27 protein-coding genes and 1 pseudogene are annotated in these 25,867 nt (G+C 70.3%); 14 read left to right on the forward strand and 14 right to left on the reverse strand.

What is annotated here, in order from left to right; all coding sequences use genetic code 11:
- Position 1 precedes the first annotated feature (1 nt).
- The 3 genes from fahA to BS329_RS08065 form a co-directional block, all read right to left on the reverse strand.
- Positions 2-1,177 (reverse strand): fumarylacetoacetase, encoded by a 1,176-nt coding sequence (gene fahA / locus BS329_RS08055; protein WP_076157431.1) that lies wholly within the window; start codon positions 1,175-1,177, stop codon positions 2-4.
- Positions 1,174-2,019: a hypothetical protein gene (locus tag BS329_RS08060; RefSeq protein WP_076157433.1), complete on the reverse strand. Its 846-nt coding sequence runs from the start codon at positions 2,017-2,019 to the stop codon at positions 1,174-1,176. Before BS329_RS08060 ends, fahA begins: the two co-directional genes overlap by 4 nt.
- Before the next feature lie 154 nt (positions 2,020-2,173).
- On the reverse strand, positions 2,174-2,707 hold the full coding sequence (locus BS329_RS08065) for a MarR family winged helix-turn-helix transcriptional regulator (protein ID WP_076157435.1): 534 nt from the start codon (positions 2,705-2,707) through the stop codon (positions 2,174-2,176).
- Positions 2,708-2,846: 139 nt separating this feature from the next.
- Here BS329_RS08065 and BS329_RS08070 point away from each other — a divergent pair, with 139 nt between their 5' ends.
- Genes BS329_RS08070 through BS329_RS08080 form a run of 3 tightly spaced genes read left to right on the forward strand, consistent with a single transcriptional unit; the run spans position 2,847 to position 5,451 of the window.
- Entirely contained in the window at positions 2,847-3,461 is a 615-nt protein-coding gene (locus tag BS329_RS08070) for a DUF1989 domain-containing protein (RefSeq protein WP_076157438.1), read from the forward strand.
- A complete protein-coding gene (locus BS329_RS08075) occupies positions 3,458-4,585 on the forward strand; it encodes an oxidoreductase (RefSeq protein ID WP_076157441.1) in 1,128 nt (375 codons plus the stop codon). Before BS329_RS08070 ends, BS329_RS08075 begins: the two co-directional genes overlap by 4 nt.
- Positions 4,582-5,451, forward strand: coding sequence for a polysaccharide deacetylase family protein (locus tag BS329_RS08080; RefSeq protein WP_076157444.1), 870 nt, complete (start codon positions 4,582-4,584; stop codon positions 5,449-5,451). Before BS329_RS08075 ends, BS329_RS08080 begins: the two co-directional genes overlap by 4 nt.
- On the opposite strand, the gene BS329_RS08085 is transcribed toward BS329_RS08080, so the two are convergent.
- Entirely contained in the window at positions 5,439-7,001 is a 1,563-nt protein-coding gene (locus BS329_RS08085) for a PucR family transcriptional regulator (RefSeq protein ID WP_076157446.1), read from the reverse strand. The genes BS329_RS08080 and BS329_RS08085 overlap by 13 nt on opposite strands.
- A 117-nt stretch (positions 7,002-7,118) precedes the next feature.
- Here BS329_RS08085 and BS329_RS08090 point away from each other — a divergent pair, with 117 nt between their 5' ends.
- The 7 genes from BS329_RS08090 to BS329_RS08120 all read left to right on the forward strand — a co-directional run bounded on the left by BS329_RS08090 (position 7,119) and on the right by BS329_RS08120 (position 12,245).
- Positions 7,119-8,321, forward strand: a complete 1,203-nt coding sequence (locus tag BS329_RS08090; RefSeq protein ID WP_076157449.1) for a serine/threonine-protein kinase — start codon at positions 7,119-7,121, stop codon at positions 8,319-8,321.
- A 56-nt stretch (positions 8,322-8,377) separates the two neighbouring features.
- Complete coding sequence (locus BS329_RS08095; RefSeq protein WP_076157452.1) at positions 8,378-9,004, forward strand: ClpP family protease; 627 nt, start codon at positions 8,378-8,380, stop codon at positions 9,002-9,004.
- A complete protein-coding gene (locus BS329_RS08100) occupies positions 9,001-9,591 on the forward strand; it encodes a ClpP family protease (protein ID WP_076157454.1) in 591 nt (196 codons plus the stop codon). Before BS329_RS08095 ends, BS329_RS08100 begins: the two co-directional genes overlap by 4 nt.
- A gap of 79 nt (positions 9,592-9,670) precedes the next feature.
- On the forward strand, positions 9,671-10,165 hold the full coding sequence (locus BS329_RS08105) for a YbaB/EbfC family nucleoid-associated protein (protein WP_076157457.1): 495 nt from the start codon (positions 9,671-9,673) through the stop codon (positions 10,163-10,165).
- 18 nt (positions 10,166-10,183) lie between these two features.
- Positions 10,184-10,495, forward strand: coding sequence for a type VII secretion target (locus BS329_RS08110; RefSeq protein ID WP_076157460.1), 312 nt, complete (start codon positions 10,184-10,186; stop codon positions 10,493-10,495).
- Positions 10,492-11,736 (forward strand): CdiA C-terminal domain-containing protein, encoded by a 1,245-nt coding sequence (locus BS329_RS44100; protein WP_076157463.1) that lies wholly within the window; start codon positions 10,492-10,494, stop codon positions 11,734-11,736. Before BS329_RS08110 ends, BS329_RS44100 begins: the two co-directional genes overlap by 4 nt.
- 26 nt (positions 11,737-11,762) lie before the next feature.
- Positions 11,763-12,245, forward strand: a complete 483-nt coding sequence (locus BS329_RS08120; protein ID WP_076157466.1) for a SitI3 family protein — start codon at positions 11,763-11,765, stop codon at positions 12,243-12,245.
- Between the two features lie 41 nt (positions 12,246-12,286).
- On the opposite strand, the gene BS329_RS08125 is transcribed toward BS329_RS08120, so the two are convergent.
- The 8 genes and pseudogenes from BS329_RS08125 to BS329_RS08160 all read right to left on the reverse strand — a co-directional run bounded on the left by BS329_RS08125 (position 12,287) and on the right by BS329_RS08160 (position 17,284).
- Positions 12,287-12,625, reverse strand: a complete 339-nt coding sequence (locus BS329_RS08125; protein ID WP_076157469.1) for a helix-turn-helix domain-containing protein — start codon at positions 12,623-12,625, stop codon at positions 12,287-12,289.
- 103 nt (positions 12,626-12,728) lie between these two features.
- Positions 12,729-12,903, reverse strand: a pseudogene (locus BS329_RS44410) (AraC family transcriptional regulator); the annotation flags it as partial.
- Between the two features lie 49 nt (positions 12,904-12,952).
- Positions 12,953-13,525, reverse strand: coding sequence for a dienelactone hydrolase family protein (locus BS329_RS08135; protein WP_076157472.1), 573 nt, complete (start codon positions 13,523-13,525; stop codon positions 12,953-12,955).
- A 17-nt stretch (positions 13,526-13,542) separates the two neighbouring features.
- A complete protein-coding gene (locus BS329_RS08140; protein ID WP_076157475.1) occupies positions 13,543-14,202 on the reverse strand; it encodes a pentapeptide repeat-containing protein in 660 nt (219 codons plus the stop codon).
- Positions 14,203-14,375: 173 nt separating this feature from the next.
- The gene (locus tag BS329_RS08145; RefSeq protein ID WP_076157478.1) at positions 14,376-15,311 is read right to left on the reverse strand and encodes a GNAT family N-acetyltransferase; all 936 of its coding nucleotides are present in this window, start codon (positions 15,309-15,311) and stop codon (positions 14,376-14,378) included.
- Between the two features lie 130 nt (positions 15,312-15,441).
- Positions 15,442-15,618 (reverse strand): CsbD family protein, encoded by a 177-nt coding sequence (locus BS329_RS08150; protein ID WP_076157481.1) that lies wholly within the window; start codon positions 15,616-15,618, stop codon positions 15,442-15,444.
- Between the two features lie 120 nt (positions 15,619-15,738).
- Positions 15,739-15,945, reverse strand: coding sequence for a hypothetical protein (locus BS329_RS08155; RefSeq protein WP_076157484.1), 207 nt, complete (start codon positions 15,943-15,945; stop codon positions 15,739-15,741).
- Positions 15,946-16,006: 61 nt separating this feature from the next.
- Entirely contained in the window at positions 16,007-17,284 is a 1,278-nt protein-coding gene (locus tag BS329_RS08160) for an MFS transporter (RefSeq protein ID WP_076157487.1), read from the reverse strand.
- 88 nt (positions 17,285-17,372) lie between these two features.
- Between BS329_RS08160 and BS329_RS08165 the strand changes: the two genes are divergently transcribed.
- Together BS329_RS08165 and BS329_RS08170 are read left to right on the forward strand one after the other, a co-directional pair.
- Positions 17,373-17,768, forward strand: a complete 396-nt coding sequence (locus tag BS329_RS08165; RefSeq protein ID WP_076157490.1) for a helix-turn-helix transcriptional regulator — start codon at positions 17,373-17,375, stop codon at positions 17,766-17,768.
- 240 nt (positions 17,769-18,008) lie between these two features.
- The gene (locus BS329_RS08170; protein WP_208619172.1) at positions 18,009-18,536 is read left to right on the forward strand and encodes an EF-hand domain-containing protein; all 528 of its coding nucleotides are present in this window, start codon (positions 18,009-18,011) and stop codon (positions 18,534-18,536) included.
- Positions 18,537-18,735: 199 nt separating this feature from the next.
- On the opposite strand, the gene BS329_RS08175 is transcribed toward BS329_RS08170, so the two are convergent.
- Positions 18,736-19,371 carry a helix-turn-helix transcriptional regulator gene (locus BS329_RS08175; protein ID WP_076157493.1) on the reverse strand — a complete coding sequence of 212 codons (636 nt, stop codon included), beginning with the start codon at positions 19,369-19,371 and terminating at the stop codon, positions 18,736-18,738.
- Between the two features lie 84 nt (positions 19,372-19,455).
- A complete protein-coding gene (locus BS329_RS08180) occupies positions 19,456-19,707 on the reverse strand; it encodes a hypothetical protein (protein WP_076157496.1) in 252 nt (83 codons plus the stop codon).
- Between the two features lie 307 nt (positions 19,708-20,014).
- On the opposite strand from BS329_RS08180, the gene BS329_RS08185 reads away from it, so the two are divergent.
- Positions 20,015-22,102 (forward strand): ATP-binding protein, encoded by a 2,088-nt coding sequence (locus BS329_RS08185; RefSeq protein WP_076157498.1) that lies wholly within the window; start codon positions 20,015-20,017, stop codon positions 22,100-22,102.
- Positions 22,103-22,199: 97 nt separating this feature from the next.
- Positions 22,200-25,853: an ATP-binding protein gene (locus BS329_RS08190; protein ID WP_076157501.1), complete on the forward strand. Its 3,654-nt coding sequence runs from the start codon at positions 22,200-22,202 to the stop codon at positions 25,851-25,853.
- Positions 25,854-25,867: the final 14 nt, after the last annotated feature.

A 25,867-nucleotide genomic window follows, 5' to 3' on the forward strand; every position in this document is an offset into this window, starting at 1 on the left:
GTCACTTCGACGGCAGCACCCGGCCACGGACTTCGCCGAACCCGATCCGCCCGCCGTCCGCGCCGGGCGCGGTTCCGGTGATCACGACCTCGTCGCCGTCCAGCAGGAAGGTGCGCTCCTCCCCCTTGACGGTGAGCGGTTCCTTGCCGCCCCAGGACAGTTCGAGGAACGCGCCGCGCTGGTTCTTCTCCGGCCCGGAGATCGTCCCGGAACCGTACAGGTCTCCCGTGCGGGACGACGCGCCGTTGACCGTGAGGTGCGCGAGCATCTGGGCGGGCGACCAGTACATCTCGCGGTAAGGCGGACGGCTGACCTCTTCGCCGTTCCATTCGACGACCAGGTCGATGTCTAGTCCCCACGGGTCGCTTTCCCGCAGATACGGCAGCGGCACCGGATCCGTCTGGCCGGGCAACGGGATCCGCGCGGCCTCCAGCGCCAGGATCGGCACCACCCAAGGGGAGATCGACGTCGCGAAGCTCTTGCCGAGGTGCGGGCCCAGCGGAACGTATTCCCACGCCTGGATGTCGCGGGCCGACCAGTCGTTGAGCAGGACCGCGCCGAAAACGTGGCGGGGGAAGTCGTCCGGGGCGATCGGGGTGTTCGACGGGGTTCCGGCGCCGACGACGAAACCCAGTTCCGCCTCGATGTCCAGTCGCGTGCTCGGCCCGAACACCGGCGCCGCGTCGGCCGGGGCCTTGCGCTGACCGCTCGGGCGCACGATGTCCGTACCGGAGACCAGGACCGTGCCGGACCGCCCGTGGTAGCCGACCGGGAGGTGCTTCCAGTTGGGCAGCAACGGTTCCGCGTCCGGGCGGAACAACCGGCCGACGTTCGACGCGTGATGTTCGGAGGCGTAGAAGTCGACGTAATCCGCGACCTCGATCGGCAGACGCGTCGTCACCCGCCCGACAGGATGCACCGCACCGTCGGGGATCTCACCGGAGACCAGCTCGCGGATCCGCTCCCGGACCGCCACCCAGCGGTCGTATCCCTGCGCCATGAACGGGTTCAGCGACGGCGCGGCGAAGACGTCGTCGCCGAGTGCCGCGGCCAGGTCGAGGACCGAGTCCCCGACACGCACGCCGACGCGGGCGGGATCGCCGTCGACGGAGAACACGCCGTAGGGCAGGTTTTCGATCCCGAACAGGGAGCCGTCGGGGATGTCGATCGTGGTCATGCCTCTCCTCGGGGCGTCTCGAGCAGGCCGAGCCCGGCCAGTTCGGTCAGGGGGTCGGTGATGCTGCAGGTGCCGAACGACGTGAAACCCGCGCGGGCGGCGGCGACCCGGTCCGCGTCCAGCGCCCGCAGGCGCGCGGCGACGACCGCGCCGTCCCGCTCGGCGAGCAGGGCTCCGGGGTCGCCGTCGGCGTGGAGGACGGCGTCGGTGGCCAGCAGCAGGTTCAGGAATCCGTGCTGTTCGAAGCCGGTCTCCGGATCGGTGTTGCGGAGCGCGTGGTGCAGCCCGGCGGTGGCCTTGAACGGAACGCCCGCCCCGACGGCCGTCCGGACCGCGGCGGCGAGTTCGGCTTCGTCGGGATACAGTTCGGCCCGGACTCCGCCGGTGCGGAACTTCGCGCGGTGGCCGGTACCGGAAAGCGCGGTCAGCAACGGGACGCGCCGGTCGTCACGCGGGATCTCGACGTAGACCGGTGCGGTGGCGCCGGAAATCGCGGCGAGCACCTCGTCCGGTCCCATACCGTCCGGCACGGCGATTTCGAGCGCGTCGAGTTTCACTGGCAGCGCTGCGACGGCTTCGAGCACGCCTGCGAGTTGCGCGGGACCGCCCGGAAGCGTCAGCGCGACAGGCAAGGGGACGTCGCGTCCCGCGAGAACGCCGTCGAGGTCGCCGAGCGCCGAGGCGGCGACCACCAGCGGCCCGACGAGGTCGGCGTACCAGGCGGAGACGTGCTCGTCGTGCGCCACGACGGCGTCCGGCAGCGGAGCCAGACCCGGTGGGAACACCGCGGCGTCGTCACACAGCCCGGCGAAGAGCGCGGGAATCCGCCCGCCGTCCACCATGGTCTCCTCCTCGCCGATTTAGTTCACACTTTTACTAACTGCTGGCAGCGTAGTCCGGTCGCCCGGGGGACGGAAAGGGGTCGCGAGTGGCCAGAACCGTCCCTCACCACTCACGACGGCCTGTCGCGGCGCCTGCCAGAGCGCGACCAGAGGACTACTTGCGGCTGCGGGCGCCGAACTCGGCGCGGCTCGTGATCAGCTTGCCCAGCAGCATCACCAGGATGCGCTGCTCGGTCTCGGTCAACGCGTTCGTCCAGCCGAACTCGCGCTCGTTGTGCGCACGGAAGACCGAGACCATCTCCTCGTGCCCGGCCTCGGTCAGCGACAGCTGCACCGACCGGCCGTCCCGCTCGTCCGGGACCCGGTGGAGCATTCCCTCCGCCACCTGCGACTTGACCAGATTCGACACCGCCGCTCGGCTCATCCCGGTCAGCCGGGCGGCGCTCGTCGGTTCGAGCGGCCCGGCGAGCCAGACGACGAACAGCAGCCGGAACGCCGACCAAGACCGGCCGCGCGGCCGGTGCACGGCGGCTTCGAGGTCGTAGGTGACCAGGTCGGAGGCCCGGTTGAGGGTCAGCAGCACCTCGGTCGCCAGCTGGTGCCGGAAGCCGTACTCCTGCGCGAGCCGTTGGTTGGCCAGCGCCACGAACGACCAGAAGTCCAGCCCGGCCGCGTCCACGTCTTCCATCGCCGAACACTAACCTCCTCCCTCGGAAATGGTCAAAATCGAAACTAGTTTCCCGGAATAGAGATACCTCCACTGCGGAGCCGTGATCATGGAGACTTCTCCATGGCGCACGGGTCCTCCGCACCGGTTTGCTGAAGGCATGAACAGAACGGAAGTGCCACCGGGGACCGCCCGGGCCGTGCGGGTGGGGGCTGGTGACCTCGTGCGGGTGATCGACGTCGAAGGAGGCCAGGTCGGTGACGTGTTCGCGTTCACCGGCAGCGGCCGGGAACTGACCGAGCACCACAGCGCGGCGCACACCCGCGCGGGGATCGACAGGCTGTTCCCCGCCGTCGGCGAGTCTTTCGTGACCGACCGGCGCCGCCCGATCCTGACCCTGGTCGAGGACACCTCCCCCGGCGAGCACGACATGCTCATCCCGGCCTGCGACCCGGCCCGGTACGCCGCGCTGGGGGCTCCGGGGCACCGGTCCTGCGCGGCGAATCTGCGTGAGGCGCTGGCCGAAGCCGGGATGGGCTTCACGGGTCCGATCCCGCAGCCGATCAACGTCTTCATGCGCATCCCGGTCGGCGAGGACGGACGGCTGAGCTGGCTCACCGCGTCTTCGCGGCCCGGCGACGCGGTGACCCTGCGCGCCGAAATGGACTGCGTGATCGTGGTCTCCGCCTGCCCGCAGGATCTCGTGCGCATCAGCGACGCCGGACTCTCCCCGCTCGCCATCGAAACCGTCCACAATGGAGGAAACCCGGCATGACCACCACCGTCGACCACGCCCGCCCCGCGCTGGCCCCGATCACGCTCGGCGGCCTCGCGCTGCGCAACCGCTATGCCGTCGCTCCCATGACCCGCGTCTCGGCGCGGCCCGACGGCACCCCGACCGGCGAGATGGCCGATTACTACGCCGAATTCGCCCGCGGCGGCTTCGGTCTGGTGTTCAGCGAGGGCACCTACCCCGACACGGCGGCCAGCCAGGGGTATCTCAACCAGCCGGGCCTCGCCCGTGACGAGCACGTCGCGGGCTGGCGCGTCGTCACCGCCGGAGTGCGCGCGGCGGGCGGCCGGATGATCGCCCAGCTCATGCACGCCGGTGCGATCTCCCAGGGAAATCCGCACCAGGACGACACCGTCGGCCCGTCGGCCGTTCAGCCGCTCCGGGAGAAGATGCGCGCGTACGGCGGTTCCGGGCCGTGGCCCGTACCCCGGGAGCTGACCATCGCCGAGATCGACGACGTCGTCGCCGGGTTCGCGGCGGCGGCCGAGCGCGCCCGTCGGGCCGGGTTCGACGGCGTCGAGGTGCACGCGGCCAACGGCTACCTGCTCGACCAGTTCCTCACCGACTACACCAATCAGCGCACCGACGACTACGGCGGACCGGTCGCCAACCGGATCCGGCTGACCGCCCGCGTCGTGACCGCCGTCGCCGAAGCCGTGCCCGATCTGCTGACCGGGGTGCGGCTTTCGCAGACGAAGGTCAACGACTTCACCTATCGCTGGCCCGGCGGCCGCGACGACGCCGAGGTGATCTTCGCGGCGGTCGCCGAAGCGGGCGCCGGCTACCTCCACATCGCCAGCGAGGGCAGGAACTGGCTGGAGACGGCGAAGCTGGCCGACGGCGGCACCATCACCGCCCTCGCCCGGCGGGTCACCGGTCTGCCGGTGATCGCGAACGGCGGCATGCACGATCTCACCCAGGCACGAGAGGTGCTCGCCGGCGGGCACGCCGACCTGCTTTCACTCGGCCACGGCGCACTGGCCAACCCGGATCTGCCCGCCAGGGTCGCCGCGGCGGAACCACTGGAAGAATTCGACCGGGCGATGGTCTCCCCCACGGTCACGGTGGCGAACTCGCGCCGCTGGCGGGAGAGTCGGCAAGCGTGACGGAAACCAGCTGGCACGGCGGCGCGGCCGCGGTGGCGACCCTGACCTTCGACGTGGACGCGGAGTCCCCGATCCTCGCCAGAGGCCGGGGCTACGCCGAGCACCTGTCGACCATGTCGCATCAGGCGTACGGGCCCCGGGTCGGGGTGCCGCGCATCCTCGACCTGCTCGATGAACTCGCCGTGCCCGCGACGTTCTTCGTACCGGGCTGGGTCGCCGAACAGCGGCCCGGCCTGGCCGCCACGATCGTGGAGCGCGGACACGAGGTGGCCCACCACTCCTACAGCCACCGGCCGCCGACCGCGATGACCGCGGCCGAGCAGCGGGCCGACTTCGAGCGCGGCATGGCGGTCTTCGCGAGCCAGGGCATCGAGATCAGCGGGCATCGCGCGGCGGGCTGGGAGTCCACTTGGGACACTCCGCGGCTGGTGGCCGAACACGGGCTGAGCTACGACTCGTCGCTGATGGCCGACGACCGGCCCTACCTCATCGAGACCGGGGCGGGCCGGATCGCCGAACTCCCGGTGCATTGGTCGCTCGACGACTGGGAGCAGTACGCGTTCCTTCCCGCGCCACAGATCGGCTCGGTGATCACTTCACCGGTGCGGGTGCTGGAGCTGTGGCGCGCGGAACTGGACGCGATGCGCCGCCACCGCTGCCTGTTCAATCTGTGCCTGCACCCGTTCCTGTCGGGCAGGCCGGGACGGCTGGCCGCCGTGCGCGCGCTCATCGAGTTCGGGCTCGGCCTCGGCGACGTCCGGTTCGCCCGGTGCCGGGACGTGGCGGCCGCCGCGCTGGCCGACCCGGCTCTGCCCGCGGAATCCTTGCGGCGCCTCGAAATCGACCCGGGGGTCTACCCGGACTGAGTCGCTTCCAGCGCCAGGAACAGGTCGACGCGGTCCGCGGTCCGCCCGACGTCGCGGCCGGTCAGCTCGGTGACCTTGGCCAGCCGGTTGCGCAAAGTGTTGACGTGCACGAAAAGGGAGGCGGCGGTGGCCGCCCACTGGCCGTCGTGGTCGAGGAAAGCCCGCAGGGTCGTCTCCAGGTCGCCGTCGCGGGCACGGTCGTGCTCGCGCAGCGGGCCGAGCAGGGCGTCGGCGAAAGTGTGCCGCCACTGCTCGTCGTGCGACTCCAGCAGCAGCCGGTAGCTGCCCAGCTCGGCGAAACTCGCCGCCACCGGCCCGCCACGCCTGCCGCGGAGCGCCCCGCAGGCTTCGCGGCTGCGTGACAACGGCGTGCGGAGTTCGGCCGCGCCGGACACCGGATCGGCCAGCCCGGCCACGACGCGCCTGCCGCCGAACCGATGCGACACCGCCGCCGCCAGCCGGGGCGCGAGAGCGGCGGGCGACTGCGTTCCCGAACGCCAGGGCAGCACCGCCACGACGTCCCGGCTGCCCGCCGCCACCACCGCGGGCAGCCCGTCCGCCAGCAGGAAATCCGTCACGGCCTCCGCCATCCCCGGCAGGGTGGCGGTGTCGTCGTCGCCCGCGAACGCCAGCGCGAGCACCGTCAGCGGCCCGTCCGGATCGACCCCGAAGGCACGCAGCCTGCCGGGCACCTCCGCGACACGCTGCGCGCCGGACAGCACCATGTCCAGCAACTCGACGGCGAACCGCATCTCGATCGCCTGCACCGCCTGGTGCCGGGCCACCTCCAGGCTGAGGTAGCGGGCGGTCTGCTCCAGCGCGTCCCGTTCCTCCTGCGCCAGCCCGGCGGAGGGGCGCAGGCAGAGCAGCGCGGCGTCCGCGTCCCCGATCGCGCCGACCGGGAACAGCGCCGCCCGCGTCCCCGCGCCCAGTTCCGCCTCCAGCGGCGGCGGGTGACTGGCCAAGGCCTCCGCCGCGGCGCGCAGCTGTCCGGCGTCCAGCTCGGCACCGGCCGCCGCCAGCTCGCGGCCCATCCGGTCCACGACCACCAGTGGAAGCTCGTGTTCACGGCGCAGGACCGTGAGCACCCCGGAAGCGCCGTCGCCCCTCGACAGCGCCGAGGTCAGCTCGTCCCCTCGCCGCACCAACGACATCAGCGCGTTCTGCCTGCCCCTGGCCTGGATCGCCGCCGCCGCACGGGTGACCGCCGTGAACGGCACCGCTATCGAAATCTCCAGCAGGGGCAGCCCGGCTTCCCGGCACGCCCCGGTGAGCGCCGCCGGAGTGTCGCGTTGTTCCACCCGCAGGCCGAAGATGATCCCCGCCGCTCCGGCGCCGACCACTCGCGCGACGAAGTCCGCCGGCTCGACGCGGTCCAGCCACAGGCCGTTGGTCAGCACGACCTCGTGTTCGCGCACGTACGGCCCGGGGTCGGGCAGCTCGGTGTTGTGCACCCACAGCACCTGCCCGGCCAACGCCCCGTCGCGGCCGGGGACGACCACCCGGAGTTCGAGAGCCGGGTCGTCGGCCAGGGCCGCCAAGGTCAGCATGACTGTGAATATATCCAGCCGTGTACGTCCTATATGGATGAACGGCCATTTCATCGTTTTGTCATGAGCGCTGGTTAGCGTTCCTCGGAGACCCTTCAGGATTCGAGGAGAACCACTGTGACGGCAGTTTCCCGCACGATCGCCGAGCGCTACGCCCTGCTCGAGGAGCTGGGTCGCGACGGGACGGCCGTGCTGTGGCGTGCCGAGGACGGGCCGGACGGCGCCCGGGTCGCGATCAAGGAACTGCCGCTTCCCACCCGCGAGCCCGCCCTGGTGGAGCGGCTACGGCGGGCAGCCCGAGTCTCCGTGGATCACCCGTCGGTGGTGCCCGTCCACGATGTCGTGGCAGTGGACGGGACGGCGTTCATCGTGACGGACCTGGTGGAAGCACGGACTTTGGAGGAGCTGGCGTCCTCGGGTCCGATGCCGCCGCGGTTCGTGGCCGAACTCGGCGGGCAGGTGCTCGGCGCGCTCGCCGCGGCGCATACTGCGGGCGTGGTGCACGGAGACGTGCGGCCCGCGAACATCCTGGTGGCTCCCGACGGCACGGTGAAACTGACCGGCTTCGGGATCGCCGAGGCCCTCGACCCGGCCGGCACCCCGGCGTTCCTCGCCCCCGAAACGATCGCGGGGCACGAAGGCACTCCCCACTCCGATCTCTGGTCGCTCGGGGTGACCCTGCTCAGCGCGAGTGAGGGCGGGAACTTCTTCCAGCGGGCGAACGTCGCGGCCACGCTCTACGCCGTCGTCAACGAGCAGCCGCCCTTCACCCGGACGTCCGGGCCGCTCGCGGACGTCCTCCACGGGCTGCTGGCGAAGGCGCCGCAGGCGCGCATGCTGCCGGATCACGCGCTCCCGCTGCTGACCCAGGCCGCGAACGGGATCGAAACCCCCGCGCCGCAGCGGCCAGGGCTGATCCCGCCCTCCGTGTTCGCGGTCCTGGCAGGCGTGGCGGGCATGGTGCTCGGCTTCGCACTTCTCGCGAACGCGATGCTGATGCACCAGGCGTACTACTTCTTCGAGTTCGCGCATCTGCCGATCACGGTAGGGGACGTCAGCTTGATCTTCGCCGGGGTTGCCGCGGTGGCAGGCGGAGCGAGCCTGCTCGCCAAGGTCCGGGCGGGGCAGATCATGCTCAGCGTCTCCGCGCTGCTGACCCTGCTGTCGCTGTGCCTGCTGACCTTCCTCGGCGGCGATCGGGAGCACCTCGGCCTTCCGGTCCAGCCGGGTCTCACCCTCGACCTCTTCGTCCTCGTCTTCTCCGTCGTACTGGCGGGCGCCGTCTGGTTCGTCCCGGCCCGGCGTCCTGCTGTGGGCTGATCCGCTCACAGCAGAGAAACCGGCGGACGCCCTGGTCCCGGCGGCATGGTCGGGGCATGACCGATTACGAGAAACAGCCACTCTTCGACCAACGGCTCCGGGAACGGTTCTTCAGCAGGCGCGTGCTGGTCCTCGACGGCGCGCTCGACGACGACAACGGGACGGTGCTCACCACCCAGCTCCTGTCACTGGCGAGCGAGGATCCCCGCAAGGACATCGCCTTGTGGATCCACTCGCCGGGCGGTTCGGTCCCTTCGATGCTCGCCATCCGCGACGTGATGCGGCTCGTGCCGTGCGACGTCGCCACCCTCGCGCTGGGACTGGCGTGCAGTGCCGGGCAGTTCCTGCTGTCCGCGGGGACCAAAGGCAAACGGTTCGCCCTGCCGCACGCGCGGATCCTGATGCACCAGGGTTCCTCGGGCATCGGCGGCTCGGCCGTCGAGGTGGAGGTGCAGGCGGACGACCTGCGCTACACGCGGGACACGGTGCTCGGCCTCATCTCCGACGACACCGGGCAGCCCATCGAGCGGATCTTCGCCGACTCCCTGCACGATCGCTGGTTCACCACGGAACAGGCACGCGAATACGGGTTCATCGACCACATCGTCGACAGCCTCGACCAGGTCGTTCCCGTACGCACCCACAAACTCGGCCTCGGCTCGGAAAGGACCGTCGGCGCATGAGCACCTACACCATCCCCAACGTCATCTCCCGCAGTCCCGCCGGCGAGCGGATCATGGACGTCTACTCGCATCTGCTGTCGGAGCGGATCATCTACCTCGGGACCGCGATCGACTCCGGCGTGGCGAACGCGTTGATCACCCAGCTGCTCTACCTGGAGGCGGACAACCCGGAGCAGGAGATCAACCTCTACATCAACACCGAGGGCGGCGACCCGTCCGCGATGCTCGCGCTGTACGACACCATGCGCTTCATCAAGGCGCCGGTGGCGACGACCTGCGTCGGCCAGGCCGTCGCGGCAGGCGCGATCCTGCTGGCGGCGGGCGAGGCGGGGCATCGGTTCGTGCTGCCCCACACCCGCGTGGTGCTGCACCAGCCCGCGGCGCAGGGCCGCGGCACCATCCCGGACCTCATCCTCCAGGCCGACGAGGTGGTGCGGGTGCGGACGCAGCTGGAGGAGATCCTTTCCGCGCACACCGGCCGCACCGTCTCCGATCTCCGGCACGACACCGACCGGGACCGCGTGTTCGACGCGGCGGGTGCCGTCGCCTACGGACTCGCGGACCGCGTCCTCGACAGCCGGACCTGAGCACCGCTGCGGCGAACGTGGCCGGTATTCACTTGTTCCGGCTAATTCCGTTCAGGGTGAATCCGGGTAGGGTCCTCGCATGAGCCCGGAACTACCCGACGAGCTGTTCCGCGGTGACCCAGTCGAGATCGAGCGCGGCTTGGACGACTGGGTGGCCGGGTTCGAGCGCAACGCGGCCCGCTATCAGGAGCTGCGACACCGAGTTGATGACGTCCGGGTGTCCGCGAGCAGCCCCAGCGGAGTCGTCACGGTCACGGTGGACGCGAACGGCTCGGTCGTCGATGCGAAGTTCACCGAGCGTGTCCAGCAGACTTCGCCTCAGGAACTCGGAGTTCAGCTGATGGGGGCCATCAACCACGCGAAAGCCGGGATCGCCGGCCGGGTACGTGAGGTCACCGACGACACGCTCGGTGCGGACGCCGGCTCGAGCGCGGACCGGATCGTGCACTACTACGAGGAGCGATTCCCTTCGACTGGGGAACCAACGGAGGCGTCACCGCGGTCCGACCGCCGGGAGGCCGATGACGGGGAGGAGGACTTCGGTGGAGGTTCGATCTACGACCGGAGGCGATGACCGTCTCGCGGTGAGACCGTGACCGGCTTCGAGGTGAAGGGCGGCGATCTGCGCGCCCACGCCGCGAAGGCGGAGGCCCACGGGGCGAAGATCGGTCAGGCGGTCGACGCGGCCGGGCAGGTGATGGCCGACGACGCCTACGGCCTCATCTGCCAGTTCCTTCCCCCGCTGTTCAACGAGCTGGAGCAGACAGCGAGCGCCGCGCTGAAGGCGGCCCAAGGCGGACTGGGGGAAACCGCGGAGAACCTGCGAACGGCCGCGGACCGGTACGAGAGCCAGGACGGTGAAGCGAAGCTGAAGTTCGACGGCCTCTCCGGAGCACTGGAGTGACCGACAATCCGCTGGTGGCGCCGGTCGAAGACTCGACCGAGTGGTACACCGGCATCGGTATCGCCGAGTCGGTCGGCGATCTGGTGCAGGGCATCGAGAGCGGGAACTGGGTCGACATCGGCCTCGGCGCGGTCACCACCGGCCTGGAGGCCCTGAGCATCGCGATGGACCCCATCGGCTCGGTGGCGTCCAATCTGGTCTCCTTCATCATCGAGCACGTGGAACCGCTGCAGGACGCGCTGGACAAGCTCGCCGGCAACGCGGACGTGGTCGCCTCGCAGGCGCAGACCTGGCAGAACATCGCCAAGGCGGTTCGCGAAGAGGGCACCGCGTACGGCACCGAAGCCACGACCGACACCGAAAGCTGGGTCGGCAAGGCGGGCGACGCCTATCGGATCCGCGCCGCGACCACCGCCACCCTGATCGATGCCGCCGCACAAGCGGCCGACGGTCTCGGCAGCGCGGTGCGGATGGCGGGCATGGTGGTCGGCGTCGTCCGGGAGACGGTCCGGGACCTGATCGCCGACCTGGTCGGGCGCCTGGTGGTGTGGGCCGCCGAGGCCCTGACGATCGTGGGCGCTCCCGCGGCCGCGGCGCAGGCGGCCACCGCCGCGGCCAAATGGTCGGCTCGGATCGCCCAGATCATCAAGAAGCTGGTGCGCACGCTGCAGAACCTGGTTCCCCTGCTGCGCAAGCTCAAGGAGTTGCTCGACCAGATCCGCAAGAAGATGGACGACCTCCGCAAGGGTGGCGGCGGCGGGAACAAGCCTCCGAAAGACCCCAAGAAGCCGACCGGCCACGGCGGCGACCACACCGAGCCGTCCGGGAAACCCGATCCGAACGCCGAGCCCGACGGGCACCCGACTCGCATTCGGGACCAGGACGACGCCGAGACCAAGCGTTCCCTGCAGCGGGAGAACGAATCGGCGACCACCCTGGCGAAGGCGGGGTACAAGGTCGAGCAGAACCCGGACGTCCCTGGTGACAAGAACCCGGACTACAAGATCGAGGGCGAGGTCTTCGACAACTACGCGCCCAAGACCGCGAACGCGCGCAACATCGCCTCGGAAATCCAGGGCAAGATCGACAAGGAGCAGACCGAGCGGGTGGTGCTCAACCTGGCCGACAGCAACGTCGATCCCGAGAAGCTGCGCGCCCAGTTGCGTGACTGGCCCATCGAAGGCCTCAAGGAGATCAAGGTGATCGACAAGAACGGCAACGTGGTTAACTTCTATCCCTGACGCCTCCGGCAGCAAGGACGACTCAGATGGCCATATCGTACAGCCTCGAACTGGCGACGCGATCTTCGAGCGAGACCGTCGCCCGCGAGATTCGTGACGTGGCAAGGGAACTGGGGTTGTTCGACCCGGAGGTCACCGCGGGGAAGGTGCTCGAACAGGGCGTGGCCACCAAGATCGGCACCTGGATCCGCGTGGTCGGGACCAAACCCCGGCCGTGGAACCCGGTGAGCGCGGACCTCGGTTTCACGCCTACCGTGTCGATCGCCTTCCAGCTCGACAAAGAACAGGACATCAGCCGGCAGCAGGACGACGTGATCCGGCTGGTGTCCGGCCTGTTCGCCCGGGTCAGCGGCGACGCTGTCCTCCACCACCAGTTCGAGGCGATCTGGCTGCTGCGCCGCGACGGTGTGCTGACGGTGAGCGAGCAGCAGGACATCTGGCCGCCGAGTCGCCTGGCCGCCCTTTCGCAGCCCTTCCACCGCCAGACCCACACTTTCGCCGAAGTGTGACCTGCCGACGGGTCCCACCGGACCCCACAGCTCGACACACTTCAAGCGGCCATGAGCAAGGGGCCCGCCGGGCGGCGGCCGACCGCGAGGCCGGTGCTGCCGCCCCGCCGGACCGTTCCCGCGATACCGAAGAGCAGGTCCGCGAGATCGATCCCGAGCGCGCCGGTGACCGCGGCGATCATTTCGCTGGACGGCTCTTTGCGGCCGCGCTCGATCTCCGAGAGGTACTGCGGCGAGATACCCGCGCGTTCCGCGATGTCGATCAGGCGGCCGCCTTGTTCCTCCCTCGCCGCGCGCAGGCTCCGGCCCAGCACGTCGCGCCACAGCGGCTCCGGCTCGGGTTCCGGACGCTTCTGCTGGAAAGGGAGGATGTCCGCCATACGGTCATCCTGACATCGGGCCGGAGCCCGCGCGGGTGGTTCCGCTCAAGGCGAAACCCGGCGGATCACGAGCCTCGGAACACCCGCCGGTAGGCACCCGGCGTCGTCCCGAGAGGTGCAGGCAGAGGTCGATCCCCGCGCGCGACCAGTGCGTTGTCGCCGCCCTGCCGTCCGGCAGCCCGGTGCGAGCGAGTGCGAAAACGCCGGAACAGATCGTGACGAGCCGCGCTCGCGTGCGCGCGAAGCAGTGCCCGGCGCACGCGACTATCCGGCGGGGACCTTCCTGCACGTGCCCGCATCGGCGACCGGGTGCACGCTGTTCGTCTTCTATCCGGAGGGATGATCCAGGAAATCCAGGATCCGTTGCCAGGTAAGGGCTGACGCTTCCTCGTCGTGATCGGGCAGACTGGCGTCGGTGTAGAAGTGACCCGCACGCGGATAGGTGAAGATCCGCGCGTCGGCGCCCGCACGGGTCGCCGCTTCCAGCCAGCCCGGAAGCGCGGCCGGTGGCGCGAAGTCGTCCGGATCGGCCGCGTGAAGCTGGATCGGCAGGCCTTCACGGACCGTCGCGGGGATTTCGGCGATGGCGTGGAGCAGGAGCACGCCGGCGGTACCGGGCCGACGAGGCAGCAGCGTGCCGACCATGGCCGCGCCCATCGACATACCGGCCAGCACGGTGTCGCCGGGCAGAGCCCGCAAGGCGTCGTGGGCACGTTCGGCGAGGGTGGCCCAGCCGATCCGGTCCTTGACCGCGAAACCCTCGTCGAGCGTGGACGCGGTCTCGCCGCCGTAGAGATCCGGCGTCACCACCTCGTGGCCCGCCGCGCGCAGACGTTCGGCGGCGGCCAGTTCCACCGGGCGCAAGCCCAGTACCGAGTGGAACAACGCGATAGAGGTCATCCCGGGATTGTTCCAGATCAGCCGATGACCGACAGGCCACTTTCGGCCGCGATGATCCCCGCGACCGAGACGGCTTGTTCGCTCGTGATCTTCGCCCCGCGCAGGGTCAGCAGGCCGCGGACACCGGACAACCGCGAGCCGCGGAGGTCGCAGCCCGCCGCACCGGTCGCCGCGAACTCGGTGTCGGTGAATTGACAGTCCACAAAGGTCAGATTGGCCAAGTCGCCGGAGAAAACCGTCTCCCGGAACGAACATCCGGAGAACACGACCGCGTTCTTGACCCGCTCGACCGCCACCGACGCGTAATCGAAGCGCGCGTTCTCGACGTACAGGTCGCTGGCGGAGGCTATCGACACACCCAGTCCGATCGCCCGGCAGCGAAGGATTTCGACGCGGCGTGCGGCCAGTTCGCGGATCGCCGCGTTGGACAGGTCGACCCCTTCGAGAACCACATCGGACAGCGTCAGCCTGTCGAGCCGGGCGTTCGCCAGGCTCACGTCCGTGACAAGGGAATGCGCGATCTCGCCGCCGCCGCGGACCCCGTCCTGGTCACCGCCGTCGAGGTGGACGGCGTCGAAGTCGAAATCACCCTGGAACAGGGCGGGCTCGCGGTCGAGGCCGTCCCGCTCGACCGAAGGCCGCCGCACCTTGACACCGTCGAAATCCCGGAAATCCATGGACCGGACGGTACCTCAGGGCCCGGGACCACCCGCTTCCCCGCGACCGTCGCCACGAAACGGCAACGGAAACTTCGACACTCCGTGCTATCAAGGGGAAGGGGCTATCGAGAGGAAGGCGAACGTGGCGGGCGGCCGCCGCTGAGCCGTCCTGAGGTCCACCACGCTCACCGTCACTCCCAGGTCATGGTGATCGCGCGCTCGAAGTTCACGTAGCCGAGGCGCCCGAAGGCCTTCGCCATCGGCACGTTGCCGAGATCCGTGGCCGCCCTGATCCGCGGGACGTCCCGCGCGGCGAGGATTCGGGTCCCCTCGGCGAGGATTTCGTCGATGTAGCCGTTGCCGCGGTGCTCGGGCAGCACCGCGAGATAGCCGATGACGGCGTTGTAATCGTTGCGCGCCGGGGTGACGAACCCGACGGGCTCGCCGTCCGGCAGGGTCGCGACGCGCCACCAGTCCCGCGGGCTGCGATAGTGCGCGAGTTCGTCGTCGTAATGCCTGATCGCGGCCTCGCGGGCGGGCATCCGGGTCAGGTCGTCGCGGCTGTGCGCGTCCAGCGTCCCGTCCATGGCCCGGGTCATCAGCTCGAGGACTTCTTCGGTGTCACGGAAGGGACGGAACGTCAGGCGGCCCGACGGCTCGGGGATCGGCGTCCCCGGCCGCCACTCGAGGCGCAGCCGTTCGACGAACAGCCGGGCACCGGTCCGTTCCAGCACGGCCATGCGGTCCTCGACGACGCGCCTGGACACCTCGTCGTCACGCCAGTCCGGCGGGATGAAGCGGCCGTACTCGGGCGGGCGAGTGCCCGCCGGGACGACTTCGGCCATGGCCGCGCGCAGCAGCCGTTCGCCGACGTCGACGCGATCGGCGCTGTCGGCGAGGTCGAAGACGTCGAGCAGGAAGGGGCTGTCGTCGCCGACCCGGCACCACCAGGCGACCCTGGCCAGCAGTTTGTCGTCATGAAGGGCGACCCACAGCCATTCCGGACGCCGTCGCCCGGCGGCGAGGTCGTCTTCGAGTTCCTCGTCGAGGACGTAGGAAAGCCGGGTGAAGAGAGCGAGTTCGTCACGCCCGGTGATCGGGCGGAGGATCAGGTCGTTCCGGGTCAAGTCGTCACTTCCGTCGCAGGAGTCCGGCGGCCAGATCTATCCGATCGGGCTCGGGCCCGCAAACCCATTTCCGGCGATCCCGCACGAAAAAAGGGCCCACCCGAAGGCGGACCCTTTTTCGGCCACAAGGTCAGTCCCGGACGCCCTTCACGGCGTCCTTGATCTTTTCCCCGGCCTGCTTGACGTTGGCCTTGCCCTGCTCGGCCTTGCCTTCGGCCTGCCACTGCTCGTTGTCCGTGGCGTCCCCGACGGCTTCCTTGGCCTTGCCCTTGAGTTCTTCGACCTTGTTCTCGGCTTTGTCGTTCATGGGTGGCTCCGTTCGTTGTCGTCCGGTGCCTTTCGGATACCCGTCAAGACCGCTCCGAAACAACCTGCGCGACGTGGTGACGGACACGTTTGAGCCAGCCGGGCCAGGGCGATCATGCCCTCATCGCTCGCTTCCGGTGTGGCCGCACGGGTAGACCGTATTCGCGGCGAGCGCCTCACACGCGGGACAGTTGTTCACCGGCCGCTCGCGACGGCCCCAGTAGGGATGGGTGGCCCCGCAGAGCGCGGTGACCAGGTCACCGCGACCGGGATCCGGCGTGCATACGGGACAGTAGGCGTGCGCGGCCCGCTCGATCTCGGCGGTCATGTGTCTCCTCCTCGAAGGCCGGTCGATCGGCACCAGGCCGAGGCCGGCGCCACGACCCCGATCATCGCACCACTCGCCGTGCCTTGTCCTTGATGACGTTCCCCCGCTCCGGTCGACCCGCTCCGTCCCGAATCGTGCGCAAGGGGTCGACGAGGACGAACACCGCGCCACAGCAGATGATCCCCGCCGACACCACCAGGCCGGGCACCGTACCGAAAACCGTGCCGACGAAACCGGCGACCAGGCCGCCGAGTGTTCCGGTGCCGAAGACCACCGAGAGCGCGGTTCCGTTGACCCGGCCCATCATCTCCGGCGGCGTGACACGCTGGACCAGGCTGAGCACGTGGATGTTGAAGACCGAGTCGGCGAACCCGATGAGGAACTGACTCACGATCAGCATGGCAGGCGCGGCGCCTGGCCCGCCGACGGGCAACAGCAGGAAACCCAAGCCGGTCACCAGGATCGACGCCGCCAGCGTCCGCCCGAGGGTGAGCCTCCGTGCGATCGAGCGGGACGACACCGCGCCGAGGATGAGGCCCACCGTGCCGATCGCGAACGCGAGGCCGACGGCGCCAGGGCTCAGTTTCCCGTGGTCGTAGGCGAAGACCAGCACCAGCGTGTTCGCCGTCGCCACGCCGAGATTCACCGTCGTACTCGCGAGCATCAGATTGCGCAGCCGGATGTCGGACAGCAGCACCGCCAGTCCCTCCCTGGCTTCCACCAGTGCCGACCGCGGCTTCTCCGGTTTGACGGCGGGCGGCTCGCGGTGACGCATCAGCAGCAGTGACACCAGCGAAGCGAGGAAGGACAGGGCGTCGGCCAGGATCGCGAGCGCGGTGCCGAGGAACTGCATCAGCCCGCCCGCGGCGGCCGCGCCACCGACCTCGGCGACCGCTCGGGAGGTCTGCAACCGCTCGTTGCCTGCCACGATCCCGTCCGGTCCGGCCAGCACCGGGAGATAGGACTGCGCGGCGACTTCGAAGAAGACCGTCAGTACGCCGACCACCCCCGCGACCACGAACAGTTGGCCGAGGGTGAGGACACCGAACAAGTACGCGACCGGGATCGACCCCATCGCCACCAGCCTGCCGACGTCGGCCCAGATCATCGTCCCGCGGCGCGAGAACCGGTCGACCCACACACCGGCCACCGAGCCGATCAGCACGAACGGCAAGAACCGCAGCGCGGCCAGCACTCCGACGTCCCATGCGGTCCCGTCGAGTTCGAGCAGGGCGACCGTCGGCACCGCCATCCGCGAAACCTTGTCGCCGAACGCGCTGATCGTCTGGCCGATCCACATGCGCCGGAAGTCGCCGGGGAATGCGAAAAGTGAAGGCATCGAAATCCGATCACGAGAAGGAAAAACGAGCCTAAGATCCAATAGACGTCAACGCGGGGTCGGTTATTCGAAGTCGAGGAGCGCGGAAATGCCCCAGCGGCCGGTCGGTTCCGCAGGGATGGCGGGAATGGCGCAGTTGCACCAGGCGGCGCCCTTGATCGAACGACAGCACGCGATCATCGAGCTGCTGCGGGTACGGGCGCCGCGCCGGGTGACGGGCGCGGGCCTCGCGGAGTCGACCGGAGTGAGCCTGCGGACCGTGGAACGCGACATCACGCGCCTGCGCGAAGCGGGCGTTCCCATCACCATCCACCGCGGGCCGCGCGGTGGCTACGGCATCGACGCGCGGTCCGTGCTGCCGCCGATCTCGCTGACCCCTGGCGAAGCCTCGGCGCTTATCGCGTCGCTGGTCGCCGTCGGTCCGTACACCTCGGCGGTGGCGCAGTCCGCGTTGGGCAAGATCCTCGGCGCGCTCACCGAATAACGATCCGGGCGGGCACGCGACGCACGACGGGGAATCGACGACTGCCGGCGTTTGACCGTCCTCGACCAGTGCCTGACGGTGATCCGCTACCGCACGAAGACGGGCTTGAGCGCTACCGCTCGGACGCGGTCGACATCGTGGACCTGGCAAGGCGAGTGCGGTGCCGTCCCCCGATCGTGGATCGCCGGGGCCCTGAATGGCCGATGTGCGCTACGGCATCCGGTCCTATCGTTCGGACGCATGGCGAGCGACTTGCAGCGGCGCAAGATTTCGGGTGTCTTCGCCGCGATGGACGTCGACGGCGACGGTTTCCTTCAGGAGCGGGACTTCCAGGCCCTGGCGGACCGCTGGAGGCTGCTGCGCGGCCAAGGTGACGAGCGGCGCCTGACCGGCATCATGCTGAGCTGGTGGACGACGTTGCTGACGGCGTCGGATCTCAACCGCGACGACAAGGTCACCCTCGACGAAGTCCTGCTGGTGGTGGACAAACTGCCGGACACGCCCGAGGCCGTGACCGCGACCGCCGACGCGATGTTCGAAGCGATCGACGAGAACAGGGACGGCCTGATCTCCGCGGCGGAGTACCGCCGGATGATCGAGGTCTGGAACGGCTGCCCCACCGACACCGACGCCACGTTCCCGCTGCTGGACTCCGACGGTGACGGAATGCTGTCCCGGAACGAGTTCGCCGCGCTGTGGCTGGAGTTCTGGGCGGGTGACGACGCCGAGGCGCCGGGCACCCTCGTCTTCGGCCCACTCGCGGCCTGAGGTCCACGCTGCTCTTTCGGTCAGTGCCGATGACGGCCGGGGTGCGCTGTCTGCTGCCGCTCCGGGAGGCCAGGGCGGAACGGCTGATCGCGGAGGTCATGGCCGCGCGGACCGCGGTCACGTCCTCCCCGGGAAGCCGGCCGCCCAACCAAGCACGTGTGTTGGCCATCCAAGCACGCGAGTTGGCCATCCAAGCACGCTAGATGACCCCGGCACGCACCGCGTAGGCGACGGCGTGCGGCCGGTTCCGCAGGTTCAGGCGTCCGGTGATGCCCTGGATGATGTGCTTGACGCTGCGTTCCGAGTAGCTGAGTTCACCGGCGATCTCGACGGTGTCCTTCCCGTCGGCCATCAGGCGCAGGACGTCGATCTCCCGGGTGGTGAGCCCGGCGGTGTTGACGCCCATCGGGTCCAGCACCTCGCGTTGCAGCCGTTCGACGTGCTTGAGCAGTTCGCCGAGCAGGCTCGGCGGGAGCACGCCGCCGCCGGACGCCGCCGCGCGAACCGCGTGCGCCAGCCGCTCACCGGTCGTCGCGGAGCGCGGCAGGACCGCCACCACCCGGCATTCGATGGCGGGCACCAGTTCCGCCTCGCTGATCTGGCTCACCACGAGCACCACCGGCTTGCCGTCCTCGGCGGCCAGCCGCCGCAGCCACAGCACGATCTCCGGTGTCAGCCCTTCGGCGGCGAACACCAGTACCTCGGACTCGGCGCGCTGCTCCCAGTCCCGGATCTCGATCCCCTGCTGCGTGCCCAGCTGGCTGGCCAGACCGGCAGTGGTGATCGGATCGGGCGCGTGCACCGCCACGGTGATCTGTCGGGTTTCCGTGTCCACGTTCGTCCCCTCCGCTTGATCCGCGGCCCCAGTCGGATGGGACACAGTCTGCGGAGGAGTTCTTCACGAACTCTCCACGAGTTCTCAACGAGGGGTGAAGGACTTCGTGGCCTGCTGAAACGCCTCGACGTACTTGGGAAGCTCATCCAGAATTTCGCGGAGCCTGTCCTCGGGCCCGGTGTAGTCCGGGTCGGCGAGCAGGGCGTACCCGTAGGCCAGCGTCCGCCGAAGCTCGGCGACGCGTGTTTCGGCCTCGGCGGCGTCGAGCACCAGCCTGCCGTCATGGGCGAGGCCGAGCAGGACATCCCCGGCGAGTCGCTCCTGATCCTGGCTCACCGATCCAGCATGCACAGCCACGCATGCCATCCACCAGCGCCGGACGACACTCTGCCCCCGAGAACGCCGGGCTTTGCCCTGTCGCCCCTCATCTGTCCGCGTGCTGAAACCCACATGAACGGGCAATAAACGCGGCCACGTCCGCGGGCCGGAACAGAACTGTCCTGGCGAACGCCGGCATGTCTCACGACCGGCGGCCGAAACCCACACGGTGGCTGCCCGATTGATTGCGAAACCCACAACGGCGCCACTAGGATTTTCGCCGGGCGGTATGCTTTTTCGCAGTCGGACGCACAGGCGGCAGGTCATGGACGAGGTTCCCTCGCTGACGGTGCGGCTGCTGGGCGGTTCCCCCGCCTGGCACGGCGACGGCGAGATCGCGCTCGGCCCCGCCCAGCGGCAGGCGGTGTTCGCCACGCTCGCCCTGCACGCCGGCCAGTTCGTCTCGCGCAAGGACATCATCGACGCCGTCTGGGGCGAGCGGCCCCCGGACAGTGCCACCGGCATCGTCTACACCTACGTGTCCGCGCTGCGCCGCGCGCTGGAACCGGTGGGGGAACCGCTCGTCGCCACCCGGGCGGGTTACCGCCTCGACCTGCCGAGACAGCAGGTGGACGTCCACGTCTTCGAAGCCGAATTGGACCGGGCCCGCACGCATCGGCTCGCCGGCGCGCACCAGCGGGAACTCGAGTCGCTGCGCTCGGCGCTCGACCAGTGGCGGGGTTCCGCGCTGAACGGGATCCCCGGCCCGTTCGCCGAAACCGAGCGCGCCCGGCTGAACGAACTGCGGATGAGCGCGGCCGAACGCCAGGCCGAGGTCGCGCTGCACCTTGGCGGTCACCGCGAACTCGCCGGCGAACTGGCCGTGCTGGTCGAGCGCCATCCGTTGCGTGAGGGACTGCATCGGATGCTGGTCACCGCGTTGTTCCGATCCGGCAGGCAGGCCGAGGCACTGGCCGCGTTCGATCGCGCCCGCGAGACGATCATCGAGCGGTCCGGCCTCGAACCCGGCCCGGAACTGCTGGCGCTGCGGCAGCGGGTGCTGGACGGCGATCCCTCACTGCACCACCAGGACCAGCCGGAACGCCACCGGCCGACGCAGGCGCTGCCCGAACGGCCGTCCGCGTTCGTCGGCCGCGAGTTCGAACTGGGCCGCCTGCGCCGGCACCTGTCCGCGTTGCTGGACGAAGGCCGCGGTGGGACGGTGTGGCTGGACGGCGAGGCGGGCAGCGGCAAGAGCGCGCTGCTGGCGGAGGCCCTCGCCACGGCGAGACACCGGACAAGCTGGGTCGAAGCCGACGAACTGACCAGCGCGGTCCCGCTCAGCCTCATCGCCGACTGCCTCGGCGGCGAAGCACTCGAAAGCCTCGACAAGACGGTCACCGGACTGTGTGAAGACGGGCCGCGGGTGCTCGTCTTCGAAGATCTGCACTGGGCCGACGAGGAGAGCCTGCTCGCCTGGCAGCGGCTTCACCTGCTCACCGCGCACCTGCCCCTGCTGCTGATCGGCTCCGCGCGCCCGCTCCCCCGGCGCCGCACGCTCGACGTCCTCCGCGCGCGGCTCGAAGGCGACATCGTTTCGCTGCCGCCGTTCGACAGTGCGGGCGTCGCCGCGCTCGCCGAGGAGTTCCTGGCCAGGTGCCCCGGCGAGGAGTTCCTGGGATTCGCGGCCGAGTACACCGCCGGTAACGCCGGCTACCTGCGCGAACTGTTCGCCGAGTTCGCCGACGGCCGCGACGTGACCACCGCGCCGCACAGCCGGATAACCGCCGTCGTGGAAGATCACCTCTCCACGCTTTCCGTGCCGTGCAAGCGAACGCTGAATTCGGCCGCGTTGCTCGGCTCGTCGTTCACGGTCGCCGACCTGGCCGGAGTCACCGGCCGCGATCTCCGGGCGCTCATCGAGGTCGTCGAGGAGGCGCTCGCCGCCCGCGTGCTGGAAACCGAGGACGACCGCCTGCGATTCCGCGTCCCACTGGAACGGTCGGTGTTCGCCGCGAACACCCCGCCCGCCATCCGCGCCGTACTGCACCAGGAGATCGCCGCGACCATGGCGGGCTCCGGCGCTCCCGCGGACCGTGTCGCCGAGCAACTTCTCCAGGCAGGGGACGAACTGACCGCGGCCTGGATCCCGCAGTGGCTGCTCGACAACGTCGGCGCGCTGTCCACCGGGCCCGCGGTCGAACTCCTCCATCTGCTTTCGCACCAACGGAATCTCACCGAGGACCAGCACGAGAGCCTGACCGGGGAACTCGCCGCGCTCCTGTTGCCCGAGGCGGGTACGGAGTCCTCCTGGCCCGCCGGCCGCACTGGGGAAGCCGCTCAGCCTTGGTGCGCGCCGCTGCACGCGCTCGCCCGCCCCGGGGTGCCTTTCCAGCGCGGCCCGCTGCGCTGACCGGGTACGCGACCGGGCCGCCACCCGAACGTCCTAAACTGCGGTGACACAGTAGTGATCCGGCCACTTTCGGTGCGTGACGAGAAATGGAGCCGGCGTGACGAACGGCCTGCGCGTCGAGCTGCTCGGGCCGCCTCGTGCCTGGCTCGAAGACGTCGAGCTGAAGCTCGGGCCCGCCCGGCAGCGCGCGGTCTTCGCCACCTTGGCGGCCCGCCGCGGCCAGGCGATCTCCCTCGGCGAGCTGATCGCCGACGTCTGGGGCGGGGCGGCGCCCCCCAGCGCCACCGGCAGTGTCCACACCTACGTCTCCGGTCTGCGCGGGGCGATCCGCAAGGCCGGTGGCGCCGCGCACGAGGTGCTGCGTTCGTCCGGATCGAGCTATGTGCTGCGGCTGGACCGCGAGGCGCTCGACGTCCACCGGTTCGAACGGGACGCCGCCGACGCCAGGAAGCTGCTCGCCGTCGCGGATCAGCGGGGTGCGGCCGCGCGGCTGACCACCGCGCTCGGTCGCTGGCGCGGCGAGGCTTTTTCCGGCGTACCCGGCCCGTTCGCCGAAGCGGAACGCGTCCGGCTCGCCGAACTCCAGCTGACCGCCACCGAACTGCGGGCCACCGCCCTGCTCGGCCTCGGCGACCACCGTGAACTGGTGGCCGAGCTGACCGCGCTGGTCCAGCGGCATCCGTGGCGCGAGTCGCTGCACGAAACGCTCATGCGCGCCCTGCACGCCAGCGGGCGGCGGACCGAAGCGCTGACCGCGTACCGCGAGGCGAGGCGAGTACTCCGGGACGAACTGGGCGTCGAACCCGGTGCCCCGCTGCGCGAACTGCACCAGCGCATCCTGGACGGCACCGAAAAACCTGTCACCGGATCGAAACCGGCTCCGCTGCGGATCGTGCCACCGCCGGCGGCCAAGGCGATCGAACGCGGCGGCCAGGGATATCTGCCCGGCCGTTCGCGGCAGGTCGAACGGCTGGCCGGGTTTGTCACCGACGTGCTCGCCGGCCGCGGCCGTCCGGTGTGGCTCGAAGGCGAACCGGGGATCGGCAAGTCGGAGCTGCTGCTCGCCGGGCTGTCGAGCGCCGCGGCCCGTGGCTGCCAGCTCGCCTGGACCGCGGCCGACGAGCTCCAGCAACGGTTCCCGCTCCAGGTGATCATGGAATGCCTCGGGGTGCACCACGGCGCGGCGGATCCGGCCAAAGCCAAGCTGGCCGGTGAGCTGCACGCCGAGCCCGCGCACGGGAACTGGGGCCCCGCCGATCCGATGCTGTCCACTGTGGACAAACTACTGACGCTGGTCGACGAGACCTGCGCGGCAGGCCCGCTGGTGCTGGTGATCGACGACCTCCACTGGGCCGACGAGGCCAGTGTCCTGCTGTGGCAGCGGCTGGCCGCCGCCACCCGCCAGCTTCCGTTGCTGCTGGTCGCGGCCACCCGCGCCGGGCACGGCCGCCGGGACCTCGCCCAGCTGCGGCGCGGGATCGAGGCGCGGGACGGCGAGATCATGCCGGTCGAGATGCTGACCGACGACGACGTCGCCGCCGTGTTCGAAGTGATCATCGCGGCCAAACTGGGCCCGAGCCTGCGCCCGCTGGTGCGGCGAGCGGCCGGGAACCCGCTCTACGCCAGGGAAATCGCGCACGACCTGGTCCGAACCGGTGCACTGCGGATCAACGCGGGCGTGGCCGAGGTGACACTGGACGGCACCGAGAACGCGCCGCGGTCGCTGCTGGCGGCGGTGGGCCGCACGCTGGAATGCCTTGATCCGGCCACGACCGAGATCCTGCGCACCGCGTCGCTGCTGGGCGCGGAATTCGCGGTCGAGGACCTCGCCGCGCTGGCAGGCAAGAGCCCGCTGGAGGTGCTGCGGGAACTGGAACCGGCCATCGCCGCAGGCGTGATCGAGTACGCCGGCGACAAACTCGCCTTCCACCACCCGTTCCAGCGGCAAGCGCTCTACGGCGGCATCGCGAGACCGGTCCGCGCCGCACTGCACCGGCGTGCCGCCGAGTCGCTCGCACGCGGCGGCGCGCCGATCAAACGGGTCGCCGAGCAGCTGGCGGCCGAGCGGGTGCCGTGTGACCCGTGGCTGGTCGGCTGGCTCACCGCCAACCACATCGCGGTGTCCAACCGCGCCCCGCACATCGCGGCCGACCTCCTTCGCGGCGCGCTCGACGGCACGGTGCCCACCCGCGAGCAGCGGGAGACGCTGATCGCCGCGCTGGTGCGCGTGCTGTTCCGGCTCGAACAGACCCCGGAGGCCGAGGCCGAGCAGGCGGTGAAGACGGTCCGTGACAAGGCGGATCTGGCGCAGATGCGGCATTTCCTCGCCGCCCTGCGGTATCGCCGCGGTGACACCCCCGGCGCGATCGAGGCACTCGGCGACACCGCGGACGACCCGTCGATGCCGGAGCTGTGGCGCACCAGCACCCGGACCCTGCTCGCCAACTTCCGGCGCGGCACCCTCGACGATCTCGACGAGACCGAACGGATCGCGCGCGGCCTGCACGCCGAAGCCGTCGAGGCGGGCGAGCGTTATCCCGCCGCGCACGCGCAGCAGACGCTGTGGCTCGTGCACTCGATCCGCCGCGAGCACGACCGGGCGCTGACCGCGGTCGACGCCGCGCTCGAAACCACCGGCGACGAAGCGGATCTGGCGACGCTGCGGTTCGACCTGCTCGACAACCGCCTCTTCACCTTGCAGAACCTCGACCGGCTCGACGAAGCGGACGCCACGCTGCACGCCGGGTACGAGACGGCGGCGCGGCACGGTCTGCCGACCGGGCCGCAGGTCTCGGCGGCCGTGCACTACTACTGGACCGGCCGCTGGGACGAAGCGCTGGCCGAACTGGACTCGGTCACCGAGGACGGTCCGGCGATCACCTTCTACGGGGTGCGGGAGCCGGGTGCCGCCGCGCTGCTGCTGCACGGGGTCGCCGCGCTCATCGCGGGCCACCGGAACGAACGCGTTTCCATCCGCGCGCATCTCGAAGCGGCCGAAGCGCATTCGCCGTCGAACTCGTCCGAGCGTGAGAGCTGCGATTTCTACCTCGCGGCGCAGGCGATGGCCGCCGAGCAGCGCGGCGGGCTCGACGACGCGCTGCGGCTGTTCGCCCCGGTGCTGCGCCCCGACTACGCCCGGATGATGCTGCGCCACCAATGGCTGCCCGACGTCGTCCGCGTCGCGCTCGCGGCCGGGAACGACGACGTCGCGCGGCGAGCGCTCGCCGTCTGCGCCGAAGAGGCGAGCATGGAGACCGTGCCTGCCAGGGCCACCGCGGCCGCGCGCCGGTGTCAGGCGCTGATCGACGGCGATCCCGAAGGCGCGCTGGCCGCGGCCGACCACTATCGCGAGGTCGGCCGCCCGATCGAACTCGCGGCCGCGCTGGAGGACGCCGCCGAACTGCTCGGCCGCGCGGGCTACCTCGAAGCGGCCACCCAGGCGCTCACCGAGGCGTGTGAGGTGCTCGGGCCGGTCGGCGCGGGCTGGAGCATCCGCCGGGCGGAGAGCAGGCTGCGCCGCCACGGCGTGCTGAGCCGTGCCGAGCAGGGTCCCCGGCACGCGGGCGCGCTGTCACCGCTGGAGCTCCGGGTCGCGCGGCTGGTGGCGGCGAAACTGTCCAATCCGGAGATCGCCGCGGAGCTGAGCCTGCCGCGGCGGACGGTGCAGTCTCTGGTGTCCCGGGCGCTGACCAAACTGCACGCCGATTCCCGGCTGACCGTCGGCGACCGGTTGCCGAGACGGCTCGCATGACCCCACCACCAAGG

This window comes from Amycolatopsis coloradensis, from assembly GCF_001953865.1.
GTDB classification, from domain to species: domain Bacteria; phylum Actinomycetota; class Actinomycetes; order Mycobacteriales; family Pseudonocardiaceae; genus Amycolatopsis; species Amycolatopsis coloradensis.